Annotated in this window: 5 protein-coding genes; 3 read left to right on the top strand and 2 right to left on the bottom strand. The window is 53.2% G+C overall.

Features of this window, described 5'->3' with window-relative positions:
* Positions 1-492: DMT family transporter (locus B9Z54_RS18070; protein WP_162785284.1), on the bottom strand; the 492-nt coding region annotated here is incomplete at its 3' end.
* A 126-nt stretch (positions 493-618) separates the two neighbouring features.
* Between B9Z54_RS18070 and B9Z54_RS25865 the strand changes: the two genes are divergently transcribed.
* Both B9Z54_RS25865 and B9Z54_RS18065 read left to right on the top strand, forming a co-directional pair.
* A complete protein-coding gene (locus B9Z54_RS25865; protein ID WP_240189999.1) occupies positions 619-1,035 on the top strand; it encodes a toprim domain-containing protein in 417 nt (138 codons plus the stop codon).
* Positions 1,032-2,750 carry a DNA topoisomerase gene (locus B9Z54_RS18065; RefSeq protein WP_240189998.1) on the top strand — a complete coding sequence of 573 codons (1,719 nt, stop codon included), beginning with the start codon at positions 1,032-1,034 and terminating at the stop codon, positions 2,748-2,750. The genes B9Z54_RS25865 and B9Z54_RS18065 overlap by 4 nt, the downstream gene beginning before the upstream one ends.
* 24 nt (positions 2,751-2,774) lie before the next feature.
* On the opposite strand, the gene ytzI is transcribed toward B9Z54_RS18065, so the two are convergent.
* A complete protein-coding gene (gene ytzI / locus B9Z54_RS18060) occupies positions 2,775-2,942 on the bottom strand; it encodes a YtzI protein (RefSeq protein ID WP_113929797.1) in 168 nt (55 codons plus the stop codon).
* 162 nt (positions 2,943-3,104) lie between these two features.
* On the opposite strand from ytzI, the gene B9Z54_RS18055 reads away from it, so the two are divergent.
* A partial coding sequence (locus tag B9Z54_RS18055; RefSeq protein WP_162785283.1) for a response regulator occupies positions 3,105-3,543 on the top strand: 439 nt, incomplete at its 3' end.

Genomic DNA, 3,543 nt, shown 5'->3' with positions numbered 1-3,543 from the left:
GACGTGTTGACCGACGAGCCAATAGCCGGCGATGAGCAAGGCGGCGATCAAGGCGAGCAGGTCCCCAAACAGCGCTTCGCGTCCAAGTTGAATGTCACCTGCAGCGACAAGCATGCCTCCTAAGACAGCGATGAGCGCGAAGACTAAACCTTTCCGGGTCGGGTTCTTTTTAAAGATCAAGGCGTTCCCGATTAAGACAAAAATCGGGCTCGATGTGACGAACAACGTCGAACTCGCGACGGTCGTATAATCGAGCGATAAAAACCAGAGCCAAAAATGAAACGCAAGCAGCGTCCCGCTGAGCAACAAGGCGTATCGCGTCATGAGACGTGTCCCGATGAGTGACTTGAAGTCGACGAATGGCAACAACATCAGACAGGTGATCAGCATGCGATAAAACGCAGCCGTCTCAGCCGGTGCCGACGTCCATTTGACGAATAACACGCTCGTCGATAAGAAAAAGACGGCGGCGAATAAGATAAGATAAGACAATGGACATCCCCCTTTGTTTTGTACATACTCTTCTAATGATATTATAGAAAAGATAGAAAAATACATTCTTTCTCGAAAGTGTCGTTCCGACGCGATATTTCGGATGACTGTGAAAGTGGGGATCCTATGAGATTAATCATTGCGGAGAAACCGTCGCAGGCCCAAAAACTGGCTGCGCCGTATCCATCAAAAAAGAGAAAAGACGAGATTGAAATATCTTCTTGCGCCCGCTTTCCAGAAGGCGCCATCGTCGTCTGGGCGGTCGGTCATTTATGTGAGCTTCAAGAACCGTCCCACTATAAGCCGGAATGGAAGTCGTGGAAATATGAGTCACTCCCGATCGTCCCGGACCGCTTCGACTATCGCATCTCGAAAGGCAAGTCGAAACCGTTCCAGACGATCAAGAAATGGTTGCACGACCGGTCCATCACCGATATCATCATCGCGTCTGATGCCGAGCGAGAAGGGGAGGCCATCGTACGTCTCATTTTACGCCTCGCCGGCAATAAAAACCGCTGTCCCGCCTTTGGATCTCGAGTTTGACCGAACAGGCGGTCGACCGTGGTTTCGCCGATTTGCTACCGGGCGATCAGACCGTCCCATACTATCACGAGGCGATGAGTCGTGCCTGTGCCGACTGGCTCGTCGGCATGAACGCCTCCCGCGCGTATACGACGTTGTTGAAGACGATCGGGATTGAGGATGTGTTCTCACTCGGGCGCGTCCAGACGCCGACGCTCGCTTTGATCGTCAATCGCGAGCGCGAAATCAAACAGTTCGTCCCGGAACCGTATTTCGAGGTCGAAGCGACGCTCCAAAAAGGACGGGGCACGTTCAAAGCGAAATACACGCTCGGGAAGACGACGAAACTAAAGACGCGGGAACAAGCCGATGCGGTCGTCAACCGGGCGACCGGGACAGCCGTCGTCCGTACCATCGACAAGGAAGAGAAGACGGAGCATCCGCCGTTCTGGTTCAGTCTATCCGGTCTTCAGGCCGAGGCCGGCAAACGGTTCGGTTTTGGCGCGAAAAAGACGCTCGATATCGCCCAAAAGCTGTATACGAAAGGATGGATCAGTTATCCACGGACGGATTCGAGCTTCGTCACTCCGGACGAGGCGACGTTGTTCCCGCAGACGAAGGCGCGGTTGTTGAAATCTGCGGCCTATGCCGGGCTCGCTGACGTGTTGACCGAGAACCCGTCGCGAAACAGCCGTTACGTCAATGCGAAAAAGGTGAGTGACCACTATGCGATCATCCCGACCGAGGCGTGTGGCGATGTGGCCCGACTCAGCGGGGACGAGGCGAAGTTATACGATTTGATCAATCGGCGTTTCTTGGCGGCGTTCGCCCCACCGGCGAAGCTCGAGAAGACGACGGTCGACCTCATGGACGGAGACGACCTATACCGTGCGAAAGGGACGGTCGTCGTGAGCCCAGGATACCGGCAAGTCGTCGAGATGAAGTCGAAAGACGTGGAACTGCCGGCACTCACGGTCGGTGAGCCGTTGACCGAAAAAAAAGTCGAAGTGTTATCGAAACAGACCGAGCCGCCGAAACGGTACACCGAAGGGGCACTCATCATGGCGATGAAAGTCGCGGGCAAACAGCTCGACGATGAGGAATTGATCCATATCATGAAAGAAGTCGAAGGGCTCGGCACCGAGGCGACACGGGCCAATATTATCGACGGATTGAAAAAGCGGGGTTATGTCGACCTCCAAAAGAAAGAGCTCGTTCCGACCGATAAAGGCCGTCTGTTGATCGATGTGCTCGGGGACAGTATCCTCGCCTCACCGGCCATGACGGCCAAGTGGGAGAAGCGCCTCCACGAGATCGGACAGGCGTCGGCTTCCGCCGCCGAATTCATCGATCAAGCGAAGAAGATGTCAATCCATCTCGTCGAGGAAGCGAAAACGCGAGTCGAATCGGCCAACCCGGAAGGCTATACGATCGAGGCGAGACGTTTCGGGAAAGGGAAAACATCTGCCGCACGGCCGAAGGCATCGTTCGGCGTCTGTCCGAGTTGCGGCAAGGGACTCGTCGAGTATCCGAAGTTTATCGGTTGTAGCGGGTATCGCGAAGGCTGCAAGTTCACGATGTCGAAGCAAGTGTTAGGCGTCGGGATCGCGAAAGATGAGTTGAAACAGATGATCAACGGCGGACAGTCGAACGTGCATACGTTCAAAAAAGGGGACAAGACGTTTGACGCCACGCTCTACCTTGAGAAAGGGGCGTTACGCTTCGAATTCAAATAAAAATAGAGCCATCCGCCGATGGCTCTATTTTTTCTGCTGTTCTTCTTCAGTGATGCGGCGGTTGATCTCCTCGTAATCGAGCACGATATCGTCTTTATTGTCTTTATAGGCGTAGCCTTTTTGAATGACGACGATCGAGGCGATCAGGACGAGCAAGATAATCAAACCGCTCACAGCGAATATCCATCCCATGGGCCATTCCTCGCTTTCGTACTTCTAGTATGACCAAAAACGAAACAGATTCTCCATCTTTCGCGTACTTCGAACTGTCACAGCATTGAAATACCTAATGTGGCGATTAGATATGATACAATAATATGCAGAAGAACACTGATAGAGAAAGTAGGGATGACTATGGCGATTTTGATTGTGGACGACGAACCGGTCAATACGATGGTTCTCGAACAATTATTGCATCAACATGATTATGAGACGATTTCAGTCTCAAGTGGTGAAGATGCGCTCGCGCTCCTGATGGATCCGCAAGCCCCGTCGCTATACGACCTTGTCCTGCTTGATGTCGAGATGCCAGGGATCTCTGGGATTGAGACGTGCAAACGGATTCGACAGATGACCGGTTACGAGGAACTGCCCGTCATTATGGTCTCGGGCCGAACCGAAGAAAAGCAGATCGCGGAAGGACTTGACGCCGAGGCGTCCGACTATACGACGAAACCGATTAAGATCACGGAACTGCTCGCGCGGATTCGTTCGGCGCTCCGCTATAAAGCGGCCGTGGATGAACGGAAAAAATATGAGGCGCGCCTTCAATACGACCTCGACCTCGCGCAAA

Origin of the sequence: Bacillus sp. P14.5 (assembly GCF_003316765.1) — a bacterium.
GTDB lineage: Bacteria > Bacillota > Bacilli > Bacillales > Bacillaceae_B > Rossellomorea.
Note: the sequence above shows the minus strand (reverse complement) of the source record. Positions and strands in the feature narration are given on the sequence as shown.

Bases quoted from the DNA above. Each gene is read 5' to 3' on its own strand.
- B9Z54_RS25865 (WP_240189999.1), top strand. From the start codon at position 619: ATGAGATTAATCATTGCGGAGAAACCGTCGCAGGCCCAAAAACTGGCT.
- ytzI (WP_113929797.1), bottom strand. From the start codon at position 2,942: ATGGGATGGATATTCGCTGTGAGCGGTTTGATTATCTTGCTCGTCCTG.